The organism is Glycomyces sp. MUSA5-2 (assembly GCF_037034145.1).
Lineage (GTDB): Bacteria > Actinomycetota > Actinomycetes > Mycobacteriales > Micromonosporaceae > Glycomyces > Glycomyces artemisiae.
The window spans coordinates 544,000-565,478 of sequence record NZ_JBAGKG010000002.1; the positions used below are offsets into that span (position 1 = coordinate 544,000).

18 protein-coding genes are annotated in these 21,479 nt (G+C 73.2%); 13 read left to right on the top strand and 5 right to left on the bottom strand.

Translation table 11 applies throughout. The features are described from left to right. The first annotated feature begins 89 nt into the window (after positions 1 to 89). Entirely contained in the window at positions 90 to 1,433 is a 1,344-nt protein-coding gene (locus WA640_RS08205; RefSeq protein ID WP_335987126.1) for a GH39 family glycosyl hydrolase, read from the top strand. A gap of 146 nt (positions 1,434 to 1,579) precedes the next feature. Here the strand turns inward: WA640_RS08205 and WA640_RS08210 are convergent, their stop codons facing one another. Next, a complete protein-coding gene (locus WA640_RS08210; protein ID WP_335987128.1) occupies positions 1,580 to 2,842 on the bottom strand; it encodes an extracellular catalytic domain type 1 short-chain-length polyhydroxyalkanoate depolymerase in 1,263 nt (420 codons plus the stop codon). A gap of 238 nt (positions 2,843 to 3,080) precedes the next feature. Here WA640_RS08210 and WA640_RS08215 point away from each other — a divergent pair, with 238 nt between their 5' ends. Then, the gene (locus tag WA640_RS08215) at positions 3,081 to 4,517 is read left to right on the top strand and encodes a hypothetical protein (protein WP_335987130.1); all 1,437 of its coding nucleotides are present in this window, start codon (positions 3,081 to 3,083) and stop codon (positions 4,515 to 4,517) included. Positions 4,518 to 4,542: 25 nt separating this feature from the next. Here WA640_RS08215 and WA640_RS08220 read toward each other — a convergent pair whose 3' ends face one another. Then, the gene (locus WA640_RS08220; RefSeq protein ID WP_335987131.1) at positions 4,543 to 5,178 is read right to left on the bottom strand and encodes a LysE family translocator; all 636 of its coding nucleotides are present in this window, start codon (positions 5,176 to 5,178) and stop codon (positions 4,543 to 4,545) included. A gap of 202 nt (positions 5,179 to 5,380) precedes the next feature. On the opposite strand from WA640_RS08220, the gene WA640_RS08225 reads away from it, so the two are divergent. Further along, a complete protein-coding gene (locus WA640_RS08225) occupies positions 5,381 to 7,372 on the top strand; it encodes a hypothetical protein (RefSeq protein ID WP_335987132.1) in 1,992 nt (663 codons plus the stop codon). A 51-nt stretch (positions 7,373 to 7,423) separates the two neighbouring features. Here the strand turns inward: WA640_RS08225 and WA640_RS08230 are convergent, their stop codons facing one another. From WA640_RS08230 to WA640_RS08240, 3 genes are all read right to left on the bottom strand, one after another. Continuing rightward, positions 7,424 to 7,966, bottom strand: coding sequence for a hypothetical protein (locus WA640_RS08230; protein ID WP_106366841.1), 543 nt, complete (start codon positions 7,964 to 7,966; stop codon positions 7,424 to 7,426). Positions 7,967 to 8,128: 162 nt separating this feature from the next. Continuing rightward, a complete protein-coding gene (locus WA640_RS08235) occupies positions 8,129 to 8,956 on the bottom strand; it encodes an SAM-dependent methyltransferase (RefSeq protein WP_335987135.1) in 828 nt (275 codons plus the stop codon). A gap of 223 nt (positions 8,957 to 9,179) precedes the next feature. Then, the gene (locus tag WA640_RS08240) at positions 9,180 to 11,507 is read right to left on the bottom strand and encodes an ATP-binding protein (protein WP_335987136.1); all 2,328 of its coding nucleotides are present in this window, start codon (positions 11,505 to 11,507) and stop codon (positions 9,180 to 9,182) included. Between the two features lie 243 nt (positions 11,508 to 11,750). Between WA640_RS08240 and WA640_RS08245 the strand changes: the two genes are divergently transcribed. The 10 genes from WA640_RS08245 (at position 11,751) to WA640_RS08290 (ending at position 21,474) form a co-directional block, all read left to right on the top strand. Beyond that, on the top strand, positions 11,751 to 13,355 hold the full coding sequence (locus WA640_RS08245) for a tryptophan halogenase family protein (RefSeq protein WP_335987137.1): 1,605 nt from the start codon (positions 11,751 to 11,753) through the stop codon (positions 13,353 to 13,355). Between the two features lie 59 nt (positions 13,356 to 13,414). Beyond that, complete coding sequence (locus tag WA640_RS08250) at positions 13,415 to 14,497, top strand: monodechloroaminopyrrolnitrin synthase PrnB family protein (protein ID WP_335987138.1); 1,083 nt, start codon at positions 13,415 to 13,417, stop codon at positions 14,495 to 14,497. Beyond that, positions 14,494 to 15,729 (top strand): FAD-dependent monooxygenase, encoded by a 1,236-nt coding sequence (locus WA640_RS08255; protein WP_335987139.1) that lies wholly within the window; start codon positions 14,494 to 14,496, stop codon positions 15,727 to 15,729. Before WA640_RS08250 ends, WA640_RS08255 begins: the two co-directional genes overlap by 4 nt. After that, a complete protein-coding gene (locus WA640_RS08260) occupies positions 15,726 to 16,316 on the top strand; it encodes a flavin reductase family protein (RefSeq protein ID WP_335987141.1) in 591 nt (196 codons plus the stop codon). The genes WA640_RS08255 and WA640_RS08260 overlap by 4 nt, the downstream gene beginning before the upstream one ends. After that, positions 16,316 to 16,678, top strand: a complete 363-nt coding sequence (locus tag WA640_RS08265) for a DoxX family protein (RefSeq protein ID WP_335987143.1) — start codon at positions 16,316 to 16,318, stop codon at positions 16,676 to 16,678. Before WA640_RS08260 ends, WA640_RS08265 begins: the two co-directional genes overlap by 1 nt. A gap of 68 nt (positions 16,679 to 16,746) precedes the next feature. Beyond that, on the top strand, positions 16,747 to 18,432 hold the full coding sequence (locus tag WA640_RS08270) for a polyketide synthase (protein WP_335987145.1): 1,686 nt from the start codon (positions 16,747 to 16,749) through the stop codon (positions 18,430 to 18,432). Then, complete coding sequence (locus tag WA640_RS08275) at positions 18,429 to 19,451, top strand: beta-ketoacyl-ACP synthase III (RefSeq protein WP_335987147.1); 1,023 nt, start codon at positions 18,429 to 18,431, stop codon at positions 19,449 to 19,451. Before WA640_RS08270 ends, WA640_RS08275 begins: the two co-directional genes overlap by 4 nt. Beyond that, positions 19,448 to 19,696, top strand: a complete 249-nt coding sequence (locus tag WA640_RS08280) for an acyl carrier protein (RefSeq protein WP_106366833.1) — start codon at positions 19,448 to 19,450, stop codon at positions 19,694 to 19,696. The genes WA640_RS08275 and WA640_RS08280 overlap by 4 nt, the downstream gene beginning before the upstream one ends. A 3-nt stretch (positions 19,697 to 19,699) precedes the next feature. Next, positions 19,700 to 20,950 carry a cation:proton antiporter gene (locus tag WA640_RS08285; RefSeq protein ID WP_335987149.1) on the top strand — a complete coding sequence of 417 codons (1,251 nt, stop codon included), beginning with the start codon at positions 19,700 to 19,702 and terminating at the stop codon, positions 20,948 to 20,950. 50 nt (positions 20,951 to 21,000) lie between these two features. Further along, positions 21,001 to 21,474, top strand: a complete 474-nt coding sequence (locus tag WA640_RS08290; RefSeq protein ID WP_335987151.1) for a MarR family winged helix-turn-helix transcriptional regulator — start codon at positions 21,001 to 21,003, stop codon at positions 21,472 to 21,474. Positions 21,475 to 21,479: the final 5 nt, after the last annotated feature.

Consider the following 21,479-nt stretch of genomic DNA (forward strand, 5'->3'; position numbering starts at 1 on the left):
CACCTCCGCCCGTGCATTTCGGACACGTTCCATGAGAGGATCGCTCAGCGAATCCTCCTCCGCTTCCCTTGGGACGAAAGGCGACCGCCTTGCACCGCACCCGGAACGCCGCCGCGATCGGCGCCACGGCCGTCCTCCTCGCGAGCGGCGCGCTCCTGTGGCTCGCGCCCGCCGCGGGCGCCGACGAGCCCGCCGTCACGGTCGACTTCACGACCCCTGTCGCGCAGCTCGAACCCGGCGACCTCGGCGCCTCGATCACCGGCTACGGCGGCCTCAACTACATCGTCAACAGCGACGCGCACCGGGCCGCGATGGCCGCCCAGGGCTTCGGCGCGCTCCGCATCGAGCTCGAATACGCCGTCCCCGGCGACCACGCCAGCCGCATCGTCTGCGGCGGCGACTACTGCCACACCGACTACGACGGGGACCAGTGGATCGACGCGATCCGGTCGCTCGGCGCGGAGCCGATCCTCGTGGTCCCCGCCGAACCCGGCGACGCGCTCGCGCTCTTCGAGCACTTCGACGCCCAGGCGCCGATCACGAAAGTGGTCGTGGGCAACGAACTCGACGCGGGCGATCCGCCCAAGATGGACGCCGCGACGTACAGCGCCCGCTTCAACGAGATCGCCGCGGGCATCCACGCCCTCGATCCGGGCGTCCAGGTCGGCGGGCCCGGGACGGCCTACGACAACACCCCGTACCTGACGACGTTCCTCACCGGCTCGGGCGACCACGTCGACTTCGTCGACTACCACGACTACGGCAAGGGCACCGAGGCTAAGCCCGCGGAGCAGCTGCTCGCGGAGGCCGCCGACTACGGGACCGACATCGCCGCGGTGCGCGCGCTCATCGACGCGACCGTCCCGGCCCGCGCCGACGAGATCGGCATCCAGATCGGCGAATGGAACATGGACTGGGCCGACCCGAGCCCGGCGTGCGCGTCGATGACCACGCACCTCCCGGCCGTGTGGGGCGCGGCGGTGCTCGGCACGATCCTCGAAGCGGACGCGACCGCGCTCGTCTACGGCGACAAGAACGGATGCCTCGGCCTGACCGGCGAATGGGGCGAGGGGACGGGGGCGGACTTCGTGGACATCGATGAGCCGCTCCCGGTCTACCACGGCATCGGCATGTTCACCGGCGAGGACCTGTTCCGCCCCTTCGGTTCCACCATGGTCGCGACCACCAGCCCCGACCCGCTCCTGTACGTGTTCGCCTCCACGGGGGAGCGGAACGTCGTCCTCGTCAACACCGGCACGGCAGCGGCGACCACCGGCATCGACTTCACCGGGCTCACCGCCGCGACCGCCGACGTCTGGCGCACCACTGACGCCGACCGCACCCCGCACCTGGACGGCGCCGCCGCGATCACCGACGGCGCCATGACGATCGACCTCCCGGCCCGCTCGGTGACGACGCTGGTCATCGGCTGACCTTCGGAGGGCACGCAGATGCCGCGGCGACCGATGGGCCCCCGGTACAAGGGTGCCTCGGGGGTCCGACAGTCCCGTCCGAGTGGACCCGTTCGGGGGCCCGGCGGCTCGGCCGCCGGGCCCCCGAACGCGTCGGGGGTGGGGGATCAGATCGGTGTGCAGGTGACCGCCGGGGTCGCGGGGGAGCCGGTGCCGATGAAGCCCCATGCGGAGGTCTTCGTCTGGCCCGCGGCGACCGCGCCGTTCCAGTCGACGTCGGTGGCCGTCACGGAGGTCCCGCTGCTCGTCACGGTGGCGTTCCAGCTGCTGGAGATCGTCTGGCCGCCCGTCCACGTCCAGGTCAGGCGCCACCCGGAGATCGCCGCGGAGCCCGCGGTGACGTCGACGTTCGCCTGCCAGCCGGAGTTCCACGAGCTCACGACCTTGATCGCCGCCGAGCACCCGCCCGCCGGGCCGCCCGTGGGCGTCGTGACCGGGTCGGTGGGGGAGGTCGTCGGGTCGACGTCGGTGTCGTACCCGAAGAACTCCAGCGCCTTCGCGGCCATGCCCCACGAGTACAGGTTGTGCCCGGTCCCCTGGAGGCTGATCGCCTCGACCGCGGCCTGGGCGCCGGTCCCGCCGTAGCGGGTCCGGTTCCAGTTCGCTTGCGGCACATCGGAGTAGTCGGGGGTCTGGTCGGTGCCGTGGACGTTCGTCCACTGGTCGATCTGCTCCTGGAAGTTCGGGTACCGCAGCGTGTCGTCGGCGGTGCCGTGCCAGATCTGCATCCGCGGCCACGGCCCCGAGTAGCCGGGGTTGTTGTTCCTGACGGCGTCGCCCCACTGCTGCGGGGTGCGGTTGATCGTCCCGCCCGAGCACTCCGAGTTCCACTCCGAGCCGTTGGTCGTGGCGAAGCACGTGTACGGCACGCCCGAGAACGACGCGCCCGCCGCGAACACCTCGGGGTAGACCGCGAGCATCACGTTGGTCATCATTGCGCCCGAGGAGATGCCCGTCGAGTAGACCTGGTCGGGGTCCACGTTGTACCGCGCGTCCACCCAGTCCATCATGGACTTCACGCCGACCGAGTCGCTCCCGGTGCCCGCCAAGGACGCCGCGGACGACACGTCCCAGCACTTGCTCGACCGCGTCACCGACGGGTACAGCACGATGAACCCGTACTGGTCGGCCAGCTGCGCCCACTCGGTGCCGCTGTACATGGCCGGACCAGACCCGGTGCAGTAGTGGATCGCGACCACCAGGGCCGGTTCGGGATCGACGTTGTCGGGGACGTACAGGTACATCTGGAGGTTGCTGGGGTTCGTCCCGAAGTTCGTGATCTCGGTGAGGCTCGCCGCGCTCGCGGGCCTGGGGATCATGACCGCGATGAGCGCGGCCGCGGCGACGAAGACGGCGGCCGCAGCCGCCATCAGTCCTCTCCGCATGCGGGGGAAGGAGATTGTGGACATGGAGACCTCTCTGGACGCTGCCGGGGGCGTCTTGCGGCCCTCGGATCGGACCGCGCGAGCCGGAGGATAAGGATGAGGATCGCGATGAGGGTCCACACACTATATATGCACAATCTTCAATATGCAAGCGCTCCCAACAGCGCCTGAAGCCGACCGTCCCAATGCGGGCGGGCCCTCCCGGCTCCGCGACTGCCGTAGCATGCAACAGCACCCGACACGAGGAGCGCCCATCGACCCCGCCATCCTGACGCCTTACAAGGTCATCGACGTCGCCGACGGCCTCGGCGTCATCGAGCTCGTCGAGGAAGGCGAGCGGGCGTTCCGGCTCCGGCTCGCCGAAGACGACGTCGCCGCCGACGCCGACGCGCACGAAGGTTCCCTGGAGTGGATCGCCACCCGGCTCCTCCACCCACGCGGCCTCACCGGGCACCACCGGCTCAACGCCTGGACCGAGCCGCCCGAATGGGACCGCCTCCGCCGGTGGCTGCGCCACGTCGAACCCGGCGACGACCCGGCCGGCCCGCTCGCGCCGCTGCTCGGCCTCCTCGCGCCCGGGCCGTACGCCGTCGGCGTCGAAACCCTCCCCAAGCCGTTCATCGCAGGGACGCGCCAGAACCGGCCCTCGCGCTGGTACGCGGGCATGGAAGGCAAAGGCGAGGCCTCGGCGATCATCCCCACGCACCACTGGGCGCCGCGGCGATCCACCGTGGACGAGCACCGCCGCCTCATCGAGTACGAACGCCGCCGCCCCGCCTCGATCGTGCTCACCCACCCCGATTCCGAGGTCTACTACCTCCTCGACGGCCACCACAAGCTCGCGGCGTACATGGCCGCGGGCCGCGACCCCGTCGCGGTCGTCATCGAACTGGGGACCGGACCGCGGCCCGACTACCTCGCCTATCTCGACCAGCCCTCCGACGAGTACCGGATCGAAGAGAACGAATCCGGGAGCGGCGCCCTCACCGTCACGGGCTGCGACGGCACCTCGTCGCTGCGAATCGGCAAGCGGCCCTTCATGGTCGAGGGGTACACGTGCCGCGGCTCGCTCGACCGCCTCGCCGTGTCCACCGGCGACGCCCGCCTGCGCCGGCAGCTCCCGCGCCTGCGCGAACAGCTCCGGCTCGCCGACCCGGGCGCCGCCGCCGCGCTCACCCGCGCCGTGTGGGGCCTGCTCGCGCCCGGCCGCTACGGCCTGCGCCGCTGGGTGCCCGACCGCTACCACCTCATGCCCACCGGCGAGCACCGCCACTGGACCTGGTACCTCGGCATCTCCACCCCGGAGTTCGGGACGGCCCTCCTCGCCACCGACCGGTGGCCGAGCCCCCATACAGCCGCGGTCCGCGACTACCGCGAGCGCATCGCCGCAGGCGAGCGCCCGCTCGTCCTGACCCTGCGGGCCGCGCCGCCCCCGCCGGTCGAGGACGACGCTGAGGACGCGGTCGCGTTCGTCATCGACGGCCACCACAAGCTGCGCGCCTATGAACTCGCCGGGATCGCCCCGCACTGCCTCGACATCGCCCGCATCGGCGCCGAGCCCACCTGCCCGCCCGGCGACCTCCGCGCCGTCGTCGCCGACACGCCCGAACTCCAGGAAGCGACCTCGCACCTTCAGCGGTACCTCGACGACCCCCGTTGAGCGCGTCCAGTGAACGCGGGGCGGGTCAGGCGCGTTCGCCCGCTGCTGCGGCTATGCCGAGGCCGATCATCGCGGTGCCGCCCGTGCGGGCGAGGACGAGTTTCGGCTTGGGGCGCTTGAAGACGTCGCGGACTGCCGAGGCCACGAGGCCCCAGACGGTGTCGCAGGCCGCCGCGAGGGCTGCGAAGGTGCCGCCGAGGATGAGCATCTGGATGGTCGCCGAACCGGCGGAGGGGTCCACGAACTGCGGCAGGATCGCCAGGTAGAACAGGATCGTCTTGGGGTTGAGCAGGCCGACCATGAAGCCCTCGCCCATCGTCGCCAGCGTGCGCTTCGGCGTCGCCCGGTCCTCCTCGGGGGTGGCGAGCATGCCGCCGCGGTCCCGGAACGACTTGACGCCCAGGTAGATCAGGTACGCCGCCCCGGCGTACTTGACGATCGCGAACGCCGGCGCCGACTCCTGGATGAGCGCCCCCAGGCCCACGGCCGCGAGGGCCGAGGCGCAGAAGGTGCCCACGGCGTTCCCCCAGGCGGTGAGGACCGCCTGCCGCCGCCCGTAGATCAGCGCCCGGCTCACGGTGAACATGACCGACGGTCCCGGGATGAGGATGAGCACGAGCGAAGCGGCGACGAACGTCAGGAAGTGCGCGGTATCGGTCATGCTCCGATCAAAGCACCGGCGCCGCGCTCCCGGCAAGCCGATTCCCGGCCGCGGCCGTCCCGTTGCCGAACCGACGCCTCTCCGGCTCCTCGTGACACTCCGTGCACGGACGCCTCCGGTGTCACAAGGCCGGGCGTCCACAGCAGAGGTCCGCGTGGTACAGAGTTCTCCTTACATCCCTCATCCATCGCAGGAGCCCGCATTGGTCCTTCCGCCCGGGGCGGGGACGCCGCCCCCAGACGACCCCACCCTCCCGATCCAGCGCCTCCAGCCGCGCTGGCCCCTGCCCGCCCCTCCCGCCAACCAGTTCCCGCCGCCGCAGGTGCAGCCGCGCGGCGACGCCGCCCGCGTCGTCGGCGGGTTCGCGCTGCTGGCCGTTCCCGTTGCGGCGCTGGTCGTCGCGTACGTGCTGCCGACGATCCGCACGTTCCAGTTCAGCCGCCTCGGCGGTCCCGGATTCGTCGACCCCGAAGATGTCGGGGGTGCGAACTACGATCGGGTGGTCGACGAAGGCGCGTTCTGGAACGGCCTGGCGCACCTGATCGGCCCGACCGCGCTGCTGGTGCTCGGCGGGGCCGTCGTCGCACCGCTGCTGGCGCTGCTCCTGCACCGCGCCGGGGCGAAGGTCCGCGCGGTCTCGCGCGTCGTGTGGGCCCTCGCCGCGGTCTCGTTCGCGCCCGCGGCGCTGACCGTCGCCTGGCTGGTCTCGGGCGTCGCCGACGGCCGCGGTTCGGACGCGACCGTGTACGACTGGCCGCTGCTCGTCTCCGGCGTGGTCGTCGGGACGGGCGTGCTCGCCGGGCTCGCGGCCCTGCGCGGCGACGGCGGTCGCGCGGGCGCCGTGCTCACGACCGCGGGCCTGACCGCGATCGGGCTGACCGCCGCCGGGCTCCAGACGTTCGCCTACGGCACGATCAGCGGCCTGCCCGCCGACGCGCCCGTGCCCCTGCGCCAGATCTACGACGGCATCCAGGGCGGGCTCGACGTGGGCGGCGCGGCCGCGAAGTCGATGCTGCTCTTGGCGATCCTCGCCGTGCTCGGCGTCGGCGCCGCGGTCCTGTTCGCCGCGGCGCGGGTGCGGATCGACGTCGTGCCCGCCAAGGCGGCGCCCCGTGAGGCCGCGCCGCGGTCGGAGCCGCAGCAGGTCCGCGAGTTCGGGTTCGGCCCGCCCGGGGCCTTCGGCCCGCAGTCGACGATGCCCGGTTCGACCGTGTCCGGTTCGACCGCGTTCAGTCCGGCCGCGCCGGGGGCGGTCGGACCGGGCGTGCCGGGCCAGCGGATGCCGGGGCCGGGCCCTGTGGCCGGCGGCACGCCCGGGTCGTTTCCCGGCGGGCAGCGCCCCATGGCCGGAGCGCCCGGGGCCTTCCCCGGCGGACGAGGCCCGGGCCCGGCGGCCGGGTCCTCGCCCAGCGGTCCGGCCGGGCCGGGCGAGCCCGGTGCGGCGCAGCCGGTCCCGTCCCGCGCCGGGGCCGTCGTCCTCGGGGTCCTGGTGCTGCTCGCCGCGGTCGGGGCGGTCGGCTACTTCCTGCTGCCGTGGGCGTCGCGGGTCGCCGAGGGCGGGCCGGAGCCGCTGGACCTGTGGTTCGTCATCCGCCGCACCTGGGGCCCGCCGCTGGTGACGACCGCGATCGCCTTGGTCGCGGCCGGGGTCGGCGGGTTCGCGATCGGGGCGCTGCGGCCGGTCGGGGACGCGTCGCGGTGGCTGCTGCTGCCGTTCGCGCCGTGGCTCTTCGTCGGCACCGGGCCGCTCGCGGCCGCGAACCTCGAAGCCGTCGCGGGCGAAGGCGAATGGGTCACGATCGGGTCGTTCCCGCCGCGGGCGTGGATCGCGGTCCCGCTGCTGTTCCTGTTCACGGCCCTGTGCTGGGGCCTGGAGGACCGCCGCCGCGCGCTCGCCGCCGAAGGCCGGGGGAGCGCGAACGGGGCGTTCGCCAAGGCCGCGTGGCCGTTCGCGCTGCTGGCGGCGCTGGCGCTGCTCCTGGTCCACGTGCAGGACCTGTTCTGGACGCAGCTGACGTTCCAGGACATGCTCAGCTCCGGCGTGATGGTCTACGCCCTGTCGAACCTCGACCTGGAGCACACCGGCATCACGTACGGGTTCCCGCTGCCGCTCCTCGCCGTCTACGCAGTCGCGGCGGTCGCGTTCGCGCTCTGGTACCTGCCGCGCCTGGCGATCCGCACCGGCCGGCCCTGAAGACGCGGAACGGGGGCCGACTTGCCTCGGCCCCCGCTCCGTCCGCCTCTGCTAGTTCCTGACGAACTCGATGTCGTGGAAGCGGCCCGCCGCCGTGTCGTAGTGGAGCCGCGCGCCCTCCATGTACCCGAACAAGGGCCCCCAGTCGTCGTGCTCCGCGTCGGGGAACAGCGCCACGAGCCCGCACTCGATGTGGCCGCCGTGCCCGATGACCAGGGCCGCGTCCCCGGGGCCGAGCGGGGCGAGGAGCTCGGACCACTGGCGGGCGAGCGCGTGCGAGTAGTCGCTGACGGCGCTGCCGCGGCGGCTGACGAGGCGCGCGAGCCGCGTGAACGGGGCGCCGACGTCGTGGTTGGCGGCCTGCGACTCCTGGAGGAACGCGTTCACATTGTGGAGGGTGGGGAGTTCGACGGTGACCGCGAAGCCCATCGCGATGGCCGTCTCCCGCGCCCGCGGGGCGACGCTCGTGGCGACGGTCTCGAAGGGCCCCATGAGGGTCCCGGACCAGCGCGCCAGTTCGACCCCCTCCTGCGAGAGGTGGACGGCCTCGTCGCCGTTGCGCTTGCTGTGCCGTCGGATTTCGAGCATGGGCATGGCGGTCTCTTCTCTTCTCGAACACGCTGCAAGCGGGTGGAGCGTGTGGTGCGCCGGCGGTCCGCATCGAGCCTACGCGGCAGGTGAGGACCCGGACGAAGGTGGCTGCGTGACCCAGGTCAAGCACCGGTTCGGATCGCGCCCAAGGGTTTCAGGGACGTTTCAGGGCTTGACGGCGATGCCGGCCATCTGGGTCCGCTCGTACGGCTCCATGTCCGCGACCTCGGGGACGGCGCGCCCGGGGTCCTCCGGGAACCACCGCGGCACGAACTCCAGGCCCGGCGCGACCAGCGGCATCCCGAGGAAGTGCCGCTCGATCCGCTCGACCGGGCGGCACCAGCCGTTCCCGAGGGTCTCCAGGCACGCGCGCGACAGTGCGTGCTGCGCCGGGTCCCCCGTGTCGGGCCAGGACGTGATGAACAGGTGCGAACCCGAAGCGAGCGGCTCCATCAGCGCCGCGATGATGTCGTCGGGCCGTTCGTCCTCGGCGATCTGCATGATCATGCCGATGAGCATGAGCCCCACGGGCCGACCGAAGTCGATCGCCTCGCGCACTTCGGGATTGGCGAGGATGCCCGCCGGGTCGCGGAGGTCCGCGGTGACCACGGTCGTGGTCCGGTCGTCGGCGAGCAGCGCCCGGCCGTGCGAGAGGACCATCGGGTCGTTGTCCACGTAGACCACGCGCGTCTCGGGGTTGATCTCCTGCGCCGCCTCGTGGGTGTTCTGCTTCGTGGGCAGGCCGCAGCCGATGTCGAGGAGCTGGTCGATCCCGGCCGAGCGCACCATGTACTGCACGCCGCGGATGAGCGCCGCCCGGTTGAGCAGGGCGCACTCGCGGGCCTGGGGGATGTGCTGCATGAAGACGTCGGCGGCCTCGCGGTCGGCCTTGAAGTTGTCCCTGCCGCCCAGGATCGCGTCGTAGACCCTGGCGGTCGAGGGCACGTCCGGGTCGATCCCTGGGGGAGGCCATTCGGGGGCTGCTTCGTTCACGGCAATCCAATCGGCGATGAATGGGCAGTTCACAGGGGGATCCGGGGGCGTCACGGCGGGCTGGGCGCGATGCATCCGGTGAGGCCGGTCGACACCCGGCCCCGGACGGTCCCGCCGCCGGTGCGGGACGTGGCTCCAGCCTACGCCATCGCACCGCCGGTCCCGTGGGACGCTCCCCAAGGGGTCGTTGACGATCCGGTCGCCCCGAACCCGGCGCGCGCCGTCAGGCCGGGAGCCGCCGCGGATGCCGCCCGACCGGCCGCGGCACCCGCGCCGCGCCCTCCGCGAGCCGCCGCCGCACCGCCGTCGCGAGCGGGTCCCCGAGCGCCGCGAGCACCGGCTCCGCGGTGCGCCACTCCTCCCGCGCCCCCGCGAAGTCGCCCAGGTCGAACCGCAGGTTCCCCAGCCGGTACCGGAACCGGCCCTCGCTGAGCTGGTCGCCGATCTCGCCCGCGAGCGCCAGCGCGCTCCCGTACGCGTCCGCGGCCCGCCGGTGGTCGCCCATCTCCAGGCACGTCTCGGCGATCACCTGGAACGACCGCATCTGCGCCCACCGGTTCCCGATCACCTCCGAGCGGTCGAGCGCGGCCCGGAACATCTTGAGCGCCATCTCGAACCGGCCCTCGCCCGCGTAGGCCCGCCCGATCGCGCACAGGCTCGACCCCTCGCCCCACGGCGTCCCGGCCCGCTCGGCGTTGTCGTACGCGCGCCGCGCGTGCTCCAGGGCCTCGTCGACGCGCCCGCGCCGCACGCACGCGTGGCTGAGCCCGCACAGCGCCTGCACGAGCCCGGCCGCGTCCCGCACGTCCTCGTAGTGCGCGACCGCGTCCTCCAGCAGCGCAACGGCCTCGTCGGGCCGCCGCAGCTCCGTGTACGCCTCCGCGAGGTTCACCGCGAGCGCCGCCGCCACCGCCGCGTCGCCCGTCCGCTTCGCCGAGGCGAGCGCCGTCTCGCCCGACGACGCATAGGACTGCCAGTGCCGCATGAGGACGCAGTGCCCGCCCGCCGCATACGCGAGGCGCCACGCGTAGTCGTGCTCGCCCGCGTCGGCCGCGAACCGCACGAGCGCGTTGATGTTGTGTCGCTCCCGCTCGTACCAGTGGAGCGCGTCCCGCGCGGTCGTCACCGACGCGTCCGGGAGGGCCGGGACGTCGAGGCCGAACCAGTCGGGCATGAGCAGCCGCGTCGCGGCCGCCGCGGTCCCGGTGTACCACGCGAGGAGGCGCCGCGCGGCGTCGTCGGGCTCGTCTTCGGCGATCCACCTCGTGGCCGCGTACAGCCGCAGCAGGTCGTGCATCTGGTACCGGCCCGGCCCGGGGGACTCGACCAGGTTGGCGTCCACGAGGGTCTCCAGGCGGTCCTCGGCGTCGGCCTCCGGAATACCGGCGAGCCGCGCGGCCACCAGCGGCCCGAAGTCCAGGCCGGGGAACAGCGCTCCCAAGCGCCGGAACACGAGCCGCTCGCCCGCTTCAAGAGCCCTGTAGGACATGGAGAACGCCTCCATGAGCTGGAGGTCCCCGGCTTCGAGCTCCGAGAGGCGCCGCCGCTCGTCGCGGAACCGCTCCGTCAGCGTCCCCACCTTCCACTGAGGACGCGACGCGAGCCGGGCGCCCGCGATCCGCAGCGCCAGCGGCAGGTTCCCGCACTGCTCGGCGAGCTCCGCGGCGGCCACCGGCTCGGCCGCGACCCGCACGGCCCCGGCGGTGCGCGCGAGCAGCTCCAGCGACTCCGCGGCGCTGAACGGCTCCAGCCGGAGCGTCTGCGCCCCTTCGAGACCGACGAGGCTGCCGCGGCTCGTGGCGATGACGACGCACCCGGGCGTGCCCGGCAGAAGCGGCCGCAAGTCCGCTTCGCCGCGGGCGTTGTCGAACACGAGCAGGCACCGGCGGTGCCGCAGCAGCGACCGGTAGGCGCTGGCGAGCTCGTCGAAGTCGGCGGGCACGCGCTCGTCGGGGTGCCCGAGGGTCCGCACGCACTGGCGCAGCACCGTCTCGGGGGCGAGGCGCCGCTCGTCGAAGCCGCGCATGTTGATGAACAGCTGCCCGTCGGGGAACTCGGGCGCGAGCCGCTGCGCGAGGTGGACGGCGAACGTGGTCTTGCCGAGCCCGGGGCCGCCGGTGATGCCGATGACGATGGGGGAGCGGCGGTCCGGCTCGTCGAGCGCGTCGAGGACGGTGTCCAGGAGCATCGCGGTCTCCGCTTCGCGCCCGGCGAAGTCGGGGAGGTCGGCGGGGAGCTGGTACGGCAGGGGTGCGGCCCGCGGGGCGCTGCGGGCGGGCGCGCCCGCGACGTCGCGCTGGAGCCGGTGCCACCGCCGCGTCCAAGCCTCGGGGTCGGCGCCGCACGCGGACGCGTACGCCTGCACGACTTCCAGCGACGGCATCTCGCGGCCCGACGCGGCCCGCGCGAGGGTCGACGCGGAGTAGTGCGCACGGGCGGCCATGGCCCGGTAGGTACTGCCCGGTGCGGCGGCGCGGAGCTCGCGCAGCCGCTGTGCGAACTGCTCCAGGGGACCCCGCCCGGGGTCGATCGGTTGCTCAGGTCTTCCCATGGCCTCGCTCTTCGCCTCGGAACCGTGCCGGTCGGGTCATCCGGGTGAACAAGTCTCATCGTATCGAGGGGAGGCAATGTTCGCGGTGCGAACACGCGGCGGCCGTCCCCCGCACGGGTTGCTTTGTCGCGCAACAACCGCGGAAGTAGTCGACAACCGTGACGCTCCGTAGCGTTCTTGCCGGAACCCGTTTCGAACACCAGGACGCATTCGCGGCGCGATGCGTCGGACAGGAGCCAGCAGATGGACACCTCTCCCACCGACCACCGCATCCGGAACGTGGTCGTCCTCGGCGGCGGCACCGCCGGGTGGATGACCGCCTCCTATGTCGCCAAGGCGTTCCAGGGCACGGTGAACGTGACCGTCCTGGAGGCGCCCGCGGTGCCGCGGATCGGCGTCGGCGAGGCCACGGTCCCCAACCTGCACAAGGCGTTCTTCTCCTTCCTCGGCATCGAGGAGGACGAGTGGATGCGGGAGTGCAACGCCAGCTACAAGATGGCCGTCAAGTTCGTCAACTGGCGCACCGAGGGCGAGGGCGAGGCCGCCTCGCGCACCCACGAGGGCAGGCCCGACCACTTCTACCACACGTTCGGCATCCTCCCGAACCACGAGCGCCTCCCCTTGTCGCACTACTGGTTCGCCGACAGGCAGGCCGGGCGCACCGAGGACCAGTTCGACTACGCGTGCTACCGCGAGCCGGCCGCGATGGACGCGAAGCTCGCGCCGCGCGACCGCGAGGGGAACCGCTGGACCAACTACGCGTGGCACTTCGACGCGCAGCTCGTCGCGGACTTCCTGTGCCGCTTCTCCGTCAAGACCCTCGGCGTCACCCACATCCAGGACCGCTTCACCGAGGCCGTGCGCGACGAGCGCGGCTTCGTCACCGCCCTGAAGACCGAGACCGGCCGCACCATCGAAGGCGACCTGTTCGTCGACTGCTCGGGCTTCCGCGGCCTGCTCATCAACCAGACCCTCCGCGAGCCGTTCCTCGACATGAGCGACTACCTCCTGTGCGACAGCGCGGTCGCCGCGGCCGTCCCCCACGACGACGAGGCGAACGGCATCGAGCCGTACACCTCGGCGATCGCCATGAAGTCCGGCTGGACCTGGAAGATCCCCATGCTCGGGCGCTTCGGCTCCGGGTACGTGTTCTCCAGCCGCTTCACCGACCGCGACACCGCCTCCGCGGACTTCTGCCGCCTGTGGGGCCTCGACCCCGACTCCACGGCCCTGAACCAGATCTCGTTCCGCGTGGGCCGCAACCGGCGCACCTGGGTCAAGAACGTCGTCGCCGTCGGCCTCGCCTCCTGCTTCCTCGAACCCCTCGAATCCACCGGCATCTACTTCATCTACGCGGCGATCTTCCAGCTCGTGAAGCACTTCCCCGACAAGCGGTTCGACCCCGTCCTCGCCAAGCGCTTCAACGCCGAGATCGAGACGATGTTCGACGACTCCCGCGACTTCATCCAGGCGCACTTCAAGTTCGCGCCCCGCAACGACACTCCCTTCTGGCGGGAGAACAAGCACCTGGTCCTCGACGCCGGGATGCAGGAGAAGGTCGACATGTACCGGGCCGGGATGCCCGTGAACATGCCCGTCGCCGACGAGTCCACCTACTACGGGAACTTCGAGGCCGAGTTCCGCAACTACTGGACCAACGGCAGCTTCTACTGCATCTTCTCCGGGCTCGACCTCGTCCCCGACCACGTCTACCCCGCGCAGGCGCTGCGCCCCGGCGACGCCGCCGGCGCGCGCGAGGTCTTCGCAGGGATCGCCGAAGAGCGCGACCGGCTCCTCGGCACCCTCCCCACCGCTTACGAGTCCCTGCGCGAGCTGCACGGGAAGTAGCACGCCGCCGGGCCCGGCGGCCCCCACCGCCGGGCCCGACTCCTGAAGGGCGACAACGCATGCACCGCAACGGCACCACCCTCGACGACCCCCGCTTCGACGGGCCCCGCACGGCCGGGCTCGACCCGCTCGGCGCCGACGCGCCCCTTCGCGCCGTCCCCGAGATGAACGCCGCCGCCGACGTCCCGGCCCTCACCGCGGCCCTTCGGCGGCTCACCCCCAGCCTCCCCGAGGTCGCCGCGTTCGACTTCTGCGAATGCCTCGCCGCCATGCGCGACCTGGGGCTCCTCCTCGGCTCCGTCAAACGCCACGGCGTCCAGCCCGTGCCGCTCGTCCCCGGTCTGGAGGCCGTCCTGGTCGAACTCGGCCGGCGCACCGACATGATCCCGCGCGACACCGTCCACCACTACACCGAGTGGAACCCCCTCGGCGAGCGCCAGCGCATGTACACCGGCGACCCCCAGGAGACCGTCCTCATGGGAGGGCCGCGCGCCTCCATCCCCGAGCTCGGCCGGGCTTTGGAGCGCTGCAACGACCTCGCCGACACCGACCTCGCCGACCCCGCGTTCGTGCCGCTCCTCGACGACCTCTCCGACGCCCTGGGCGCCTTCGAGACCGCGATCGCCGACGTCGTCGCCCGCGTCTCCCCGGAGTTCTTCGCGCAGCGGATGCGCCCCTACTACGAGGAGGTCGCCGTCGCCGGGCACGACTGGCTCGGCCCCGCCGCCGCGCACGTCCCGCTCTACCTCGCCGACCTCGCCCTGTGGGCCTCCGACGACAACGACCCCGCCTACGAGGCGTTCCTCGAAGAGTCGGCCGAGCACACCCTCCCCGCCTGGCGGGCCCTGGTCGGCCAGTGGCGCGACCGGCCCTCGATCGTGCGGCGCCTGCGCGAGGCCGCCGCCCCCGACCCCGAGCCCTGGGCCCGGCACCTCGCCGCCCTCCACCGCGTGATGCGCCGCCTCGTGGTCTTCCGCGGCCGCCACCTCGGCATCGCCCGCAAGGCGTACAAGGAGGAGGTGCGCCTCTACGAGCTCGGCTCCGGCGGCGGCTCCATCGGCCTCCTCCAGTCCATCCTGGACTTGACGCGCGACAACGCGGCCATCGCCAAGTCCCTCGTCCCCGCCGGGAGGGCCGCATGAGGATCGCCATCGCCGGAGGCGGCATCGGCGGGCTCACCGCCGCGCTCGCGCTCCACGCCGCCGGGCACCGCGACGTGCGCGTCTTCGAAGCCGCGACCGAGTTGCGGCCGCTCGGCGTCGGGCTGAACATCCTGCCCAGCGCCGTGCGCGAACTCCACGCGCTCGGCCTCGCCCCGGCCGTCGAGGGCCACGCCGTGACCACCGCGGAGCTCGCGTTCTACACGCGCCGCGGCGATCTCGTGTGGTCCGAGCCGCGCGGGCGCTTCGCTGGGCACCGGTTCCCGCAGTACTCGCTGCACCGCGGCCTCCTCCAGCAGGACCTCGCCGACGCCGTCGCCGCCCGGCTCGGCCACGGCACCGTCGAGACCGGCCGCCCCGTCACCGGCTACACCGTCCACGACGGGCAGGTCACGGTCCACACGGGATCGGGGGACGTCGAGGCGGACCTCCTCATCGGCGCCGACGGCCTGCACTCGGCCGTCCGCGCCGCCATGCACCTCGACGACGGCGAGCCCGACACGAACGGGATGTGGATGTGGCGCGGCACCACGCGCGCCGCGCCGTTCCTCACGGGCGCTTCGATGGCCGTGCTCGGCGACGACCGGGCCAAGTTCGTCGTCTACCCGATCCGACCCGCCGACGAGACCGGGAACGCCCTGATCAACTGGGTCACCGGCCGCCCCGCCGACGGGCCCTCGGCTGCGCAAAGCCTCGCCGACCGCAAGCGGGAGGTCCTCGCCCAGTTCGGCGACTGGAAGGTCCCGTGGACCGACGTCCCCGGGCTCGTCGCCGCCGCCTCGCAGATCCACGAGTACCCGATGCTCGACCGCGCGCCCCTGCCGACCTGGAACGACGGGCCCGTGACGCTCATCGGCGACGCCGCCCACCCGATGTACCCGGTCGGCTCCAACGGCGCCACGCAGGCGATCATCGACGGCCGCGCCATCGCCTGGCACCTCCACGATGCACCTGACGTGCCGACCGCGTTGCGCCGCTACGAGTCCGAGCGGCTCCCCGCGACCCGCGGCGTCCAGGAGGCGAACCGCCGCATGGGCCCCGAGCGGGTCATCGACCTCGCGTGGCAGCGCGCCCCCGAGGGGTTCGACCGCATCGAGGACGTGTTCACCGCCGAAGAGCTGCAACGCATCTCCGACGACTACGCGTCCACCGCCGGGTTCACCGTGGAAGAGCTCGACGCCGACTCGCCGTACGGCACCGGGGGGCCGCGATGAGCGCCGCGCCCGCCGCCCCGCACGCCTGCGACGGCACCTGTGCCGCCTCCGGGGACCTGCGGACCCTCATGGCCGCGTTCCCCACCGGCGTCGCGGTCGTCGCCGCCGCCGACCCCGCGGGCGAGCCGATCGGCATGACCTGCTCGTCGCTGTGCTCGGTCGCGCTGGAGCCGCCCACGCTCCTGGTGTGCCTGCGCGAGCACGGGCCCACCGCCGCGGCCGTCCTCGCCTCCGGCAGTTTCACCGTCAACCTCCTCGACGACCGCGCCCGGCCCGTCGCCGAGCTGTTCGCCTCCGGCGCCGAGGACCGCTTCGCGCACGTCAGGTGGCGCCCCGGCCCCTGCGGGCCCCACCTCACCGCCGACGCCCACACCACGGCCGACTGCCGCGTCGACCGCGCCTTCACCGTCGGCGACCACGTCGTCGTCCTCGGCGCGGTCGACCGCGTGACCGCCCGCCGCGAGCCGCGCCCCCTCCTGTACGGCCTGCGGCGTTTCAAGACCTGGGAAGGAGCGGGGTCCCCTGGGGACTCCGAGGGCCCCCTTGGTGCCCGAATGCACGCAACAACCGACAACACGGAGAACTGATGAACATCGCCACCATCGTCCTTGCCCTGCTGCTGGCGGTCGCCTTCGCGGCGTCGGGGGTCGTCAAGATCCTCACGCTGCCCCCGGCCAAGGCCGACGCCGACCGCTTCGGCATCTCGCACAACGCCTACAAGGCGATCGGCGTCCTCGAATTCCTCGGCGGCGCCGGCCTCGCGATCGGCGCGCTCGTGGCCGACTTCTGGTGGGTCGGCGTCGCCGCCGCGGCCGGGATCGTCGCGCTCACGATCGGCGCGCTCCTGACGCACCTGCGCGTCAAGGACCCGGCGGGCAAGGCTGCCGGGGCCCCGCTGTTCGGCATCCTGACCGCCGTCGCGGGCGTCCTCATCTACCTGAACGCGTAGACCGCCCAGGGGCCCGGCCCGGCCGGGCCCCGCCGACCCCGTTCCCTCCGCACCGAATCGAGAGCCGCATGGAGTACCGCCGCGAACCGATCGCCGTCGTCGGCATGGGCTGCCGCTTCCCCGGCGCCGACGGCACCGACGCCCTCTGGGAGCTGCTGCTCGCCGGGGGCGACGCCACCGGGCCCACCCCGAAGGACCGCTACGACGCCGAGGCCCTGTACTCGCCCGAGCCCGCCCTTGGCAAGGTGATCGCGAAGCGATCGGGATACCTGGAGCGCGCCTTCGACTTCGACGCGCCGTTCTTCGGCATGACGCCCGCGCAAGCGTCCTATCTGGACCCGCAGCAGCGGCTCCTCCTCACCGCCGCCTACGAGGCGTTCGCCGACGCCGGGCTCACCCGCGAGGCGGTCGCCGGGACCCGCACGGGCGTGTACGTCGGCAACATGAACCTCGACTTCTGGGACGTCATCGCCCGCCGCGGCCCCGAAGCGATCACGCCGTCGGTGATCTACAACCTCCGGTCCGTCCTCTCAGGACGCCTCGCGTACGAGTTCGACCTGCGCGGCCCCAGCATCACCGTCGACACCGCCTGCTCCTCCTCGCTCACCGCCCTCCACCTCGCGTGCCTCTCCTTGCGCGCCGGGGAGACCGAGGCCGCGCTCGTCGCGGGCGTCAACCTCAAGCTCAACGCCGAAGAGGACCTCCTGCTCTCCCAGGCGCGCATGTTCGCCCGCGACGGCCGCTGCAAGTTCGGCGACGCCCGCGCCGACGGCTTCGCGCCCTCCGACGGCGCCGCCGCCGTCGTCCTCAAGCCCCTCGCCAAGGCCCTCGCCGACGGCGACCCCGTCCACGCGCTCGTCCTCGGCGGCAACCTCGGCAACGACGGCCGCGCCTCCGGGTCGCTCCTCGCGCCCTCGATCGACGCCCACGCCGAGATGCTGCGCCTCGCCCACGAGGACGCCGGGATCGACGCGGCCGACGTCGACTTCATCGAGGCCCACGGCACCGGCACGCCCCTCATCGACCCCATCGAGTTCGCCGCGATCGGCGACGTCCTCGGCAAGGACCGCCCCGCCGACCGGCCCGTCCTCGTCGGCTCCGTCAAGACCAACATCGGCCACACCGAAGGCGCCGCCGGGGTCGCCGCCGTCATCAAGACCGCGCTGTCGCTCAAGCACCGCCGCCTCCCCGCGAGCCTCCACTACGAGACCCCGAACCCCAAGATCGACTGGGCCGCACTGCCCGTCGCCGTCCCCACCGCCACAGTGGACCTCGACGGCCGGGGCCGCCCGCTCCTCGCGGGCGTCAGCGGCCAAGGGATCTCCGCCGCCAACGCGCACCTCATCCTCGGCGAGGCCCCGCGCCGCGAGGCCGCCCCCGACGACGGCCGCGCCTACCCGTTCGTGCTCTCCGCGGCCACCGGCCCGGCCCTCCTCGACCGCGCCCGCGACTGCGCCGCATGGATCTCCGGCACCACGCACGCCCTCCGCGACGTCTGCTACAGCGCCGCCGTGCGCACCACCCACCACGCGCACCGCGCCGCCGTCCACGCCGAGACCCGCGCCGGGCTCGCCGCCGCGCTCCTCGCCATCGCCGACGGCGACGCCCCCGCGCCCGAAGGCGTCGGCGCCGCGTTCTGCGACGGCGAGGACGTCGACTGGACCGCCGTCTTCGACGACACCGCCACGTTCGTGCGCCTCCCGCACTACCCGTGGCAGTACGCGACCTTCCCGATCCCGGAGGAGGACCGATGACCGCCGTCATCATCGGTCTCGGCAGCGCGCTTCCCGAACGGGAAGTGGGCAACGACGAGCTCGCCGCGCGCCTCGGCGTCACCTCCGACTGGATCGAGCGGCGCACCGGCATCCGCGCCCGCCGCTTCGCCGACGCGACCACCCCCACCTCCGCCCTCGCCGCCGAAGCGGCCCGAGGCGCCCTCGCCGACGCCGACACCGATCCATCCGAAGTAGACGCGTTCCTGGTCGCGACCTACACGCCCGACCACCAGATCCCCGCCACCGCGCCGCTCGCCGCCGCCAGGCTCGGCCTCGCCTGCCCGGCCTTCGACGTCAACGCCGCCTGCTCCGGGTTCGTCTACGCGCTCGCCACCGCCGCCGGACTCATCGCCACCGGAGCCCGCCGCGTCCTCGTCGCCGGGGCAGAGACCGCCTCCACGCTCACCGACCCCGGCGACCGCACCGTCCATCCGCTCTTCGGCGACGGCGCCGGAGCCGTGCTCCTGCGCGCGGGGGAGCCCGACGAGGACGGCGCGCTCCTCGCGCTCGACCTCGGCGCCGACGGCACCGGCGCCGCGAGCCTCATCGCCCCCGGCTCCGCGTCCAAAGCCCGCCTCGGCACCGATACGGAACGCCCCCAACCGGACCCGTCCACGTACTACATGGCGATGGACGGCCGCGAGGTCTTCCTCCAAGCCGTCGCCCACATGACCGCCTCCTCCCGCGCCGCCCTCGACCGCGCCGGACTCAAATCCTCCGAAGTGGACCGAATCTGCGGCCACCAGGCCAACATCCGCATCCTCCGCGCTGTCGCCGACGAGCTCGGCGCCGACCACGAACGGCTCCTCGTCGACCTCGACCGCACCGGCAACACCGGGGCCGCGTCGATCCCGCTCGCCCTCGACCGGGCCCGCCGCGAAGGCCGCCTCGAAGGCGGCCACACCGTCCTCCTGACCGCCTTCGGCGGCGGGTTCACCTGGGGCTCGGCGCTGCTGCGCTGGCCCGGAACCGCACAACACCCAAGGAGCGCAACATGACCACCGCCGCACGCGTCGCCGCCGTCGTCGCCAAGTGGTGCCAGGCCGACGCCGCCGACCTCACCGCCGACACCCGCCTGGAGGACCTCGACCTCGACTCGCTCAGCCGCCTGGAGGCCGCGCTCGGGCTCCAGCGGGAGTTCGGCGTCTCGATCGACGACACCCGCATGAACGACGCCGAGACCATCGCCGACGTCGTCGACATCGTCGAGACCAGCCCCGCCAAGGCCGCAGACGGGAGCTGAGCGTTGAGCACCACCGCCGTCCTGCTCCTGGCGCTCCTCCTCGTCGTCCTCGCCTGCCGGGCCGCGCACGCGGTCTGCAAGCGGATCGGGCAGCCGCCGGTGATCGGGGAGATCCTCGTCGGGATCATCCTGGGCCCCAGCCTGTTCGGGGCGCTCGCGCCCGGCGCGCACGCGTCCCTGTTCGGGCCGGGGCTCCTGGCCGTCATCGACGGGGTCAGCCAGATCGGCCTGGTGCTCTTCATGTTCACCGTCGGACTCGAATTCCCGATCGGGCGGCTGCGCAGCACCGCCCGCGTCGGCCTCGCGGTCTCGGGCGCGGGGATGGTCGTCCCGCTCGCGCTCGGCTTCGCGTTCGCGCTCTGGTCCGGGCCGCGCCTCGATCTGTTCCCCGGCGGCGTCGACCCCAGGATCGGGGCGCTGTTCATCGGCCTGCTGCTGTCGATCACCGCGTTCCCGGTGATGGCCCGCATGATCGCCGACCACGGCCACGTGACCACCCGCTTCGGCTCGGTGTCGCTCACCGCGGGCGCCCTCGACGACGCCGCCGCGTGGATCCTCCTCGCGGCGGTCCTCGCCGCGTTCGGCACCGGCGGCGACGCGGCCGCGCTCATCGCGCTCGGCGGCCTCGCCGCCCTCGCCGCGGTGCTCTTCGCAGTGCGCCGCTGGGCCCGGCACTGGTTCGACACCCGCGACCCGGGCCGCGACGCCGTCCTCGTCGCCGCCGCGCTCGCGCTGCTCGCCGCGGCCTGGTTCACCGAGCTCATCGGCGTCCACGCCGTGTTCGGCGCGTTCGCGCTCGGCGCGGCCGTCCCGCGCGGGGCCGCCGCCGAGGCGCTCTCGGAGCGGATCAGGCCGCTGACCACGGTCCTGTTCCTGCCGCTGTTCTTCGTCCACTCGGGCATGAACACCGACCTGGGGCTCATCACGGGTCCGGGCCTCCTCGCCGGGGCCGCCGCGCTCGTGGCGCTCGCGTTCGCCGGGAAGCTCGGGGCGTGCACGACCGCGGCCCGCCTGGCGGGGGAGTCGTGGGCCGACGCGGCCCGGATCGGCTGCTACATGAACGCGCGCGGGCTCATGCAGCTCGTCGCCCTCGACATCGGCCTGCGCGCGGGCCTCGTCGACCAGGCCGCGTACGCGATGATCGTCGTCGTCGCGGTCGCCACCACCTGCTTCACCGCGCCGGGCCTGGCGGTCATCGACCGCCTCGCCCGCCGCCGGATTCCGGAACGGGAGACCGTCGGAGCCCCGGCGTAGGGTGGGCGAGCACACCGGCACCGGCCGTGGCCTCGCAGTATGCTTGCAGGATGGAGGATTACGCGGGCGAGCCGGCCGGGATCGGCGCCGCGCTGGTGCGCACGTCCTTCCTCGTCGACGCCGTCTACGCCGACGCGGCCCGCCAGTTCGACCTCACCACCGCGCAGTCCCAGCTGCTGTGCATCATCCTCCCGCGGCCCTTCGGCATGTTCGAGCTCGCGAAGGCCCTCGGCCTCGCCAAGTCGAGCATCACCGGGCTCGTCGACCGCTGCGAGCGGCGCGACCTGGTGCGCCGTGAGGCCGTCCCCGGCGACGGCCGCGCCTCCCTCGTCACGCTGACCCCGAAGGGCGCCCAGCTCGCCGAGGAGCTGCACGAGGTGATCCTGAAGCGCACCGCCGAACTGACGGCCGGACTCGACGACGCCGAACGCGACACCCTCCTGGGCCTGCTCGCGCGGGTCGTCACCGGCAACCGGGCCCCGTCGGCCGCCGACGAGGGCGCGTGCCCGTCCGCCGAGTGCTGACACGG

Excerpts from the sequence above, each read along its gene's own strand:
- WA640_RS08230 (WP_106366841.1), bottom strand. The coding sequence starts at position 7,966 with ATGCCCATGCTCGAAATCCGACGGCACAGCAAGCGCAACGGCGACGAG.
- WA640_RS08270 (WP_335987145.1), top strand. The coding sequence starts at position 16,747 with ATGGAGTACCGCCGCGAACCGATCGCCGTCGTCGGCATGGGCTGCCGC.
- WA640_RS08265 (WP_335987143.1), top strand. The coding sequence starts at position 16,316 with ATGAACATCGCCACCATCGTCCTTGCCCTGCTGCTGGCGGTCGCCTTC.
- WA640_RS08250 (WP_335987138.1), top strand. The coding sequence starts at position 13,415 with ATGCACCGCAACGGCACCACCCTCGACGACCCCCGCTTCGACGGGCCC.
- WA640_RS08260 (WP_335987141.1), top strand. The coding sequence starts at position 15,726 with ATGAGCGCCGCGCCCGCCGCCCCGCACGCCTGCGACGGCACCTGTGCC.
- WA640_RS08215 (WP_335987130.1), top strand. The coding sequence starts at position 3,081 with ATGCAACAGCACCCGACACGAGGAGCGCCCATCGACCCCGCCATCCTG.
- WA640_RS08220 (WP_335987131.1), bottom strand. The coding sequence starts at position 5,178 with ATGACCGATACCGCGCACTTCCTGACGTTCGTCGCCGCTTCGCTCGTG.
- WA640_RS08245 (WP_335987137.1), top strand. The coding sequence starts at position 11,751 with ATGGACACCTCTCCCACCGACCACCGCATCCGGAACGTGGTCGTCCTC.
- WA640_RS08290 (WP_335987151.1), top strand. The coding sequence starts at position 21,001 with ATGGAGGATTACGCGGGCGAGCCGGCCGGGATCGGCGCCGCGCTGGTG.
- WA640_RS08275 (WP_335987147.1), top strand. The coding sequence starts at position 18,429 with ATGACCGCCGTCATCATCGGTCTCGGCAGCGCGCTTCCCGAACGGGAA.
- WA640_RS08210 (WP_335987128.1), bottom strand. The coding sequence starts at position 2,842 with ATGGCGGCTGCGGCCGCCGTCTTCGTCGCCGCGGCCGCGCTCATCGCG.
- WA640_RS08240 (WP_335987136.1), bottom strand. The coding sequence starts at position 11,507 with ATGGGAAGACCTGAGCAACCGATCGACCCCGGGCGGGGTCCCCTGGAG.
- WA640_RS08280 (WP_106366833.1), top strand. The coding sequence starts at position 19,448 with ATGACCACCGCCGCACGCGTCGCCGCCGTCGTCGCCAAGTGGTGCCAG.
- WA640_RS08255 (WP_335987139.1), top strand. The coding sequence starts at position 14,494 with ATGAGGATCGCCATCGCCGGAGGCGGCATCGGCGGGCTCACCGCCGCG.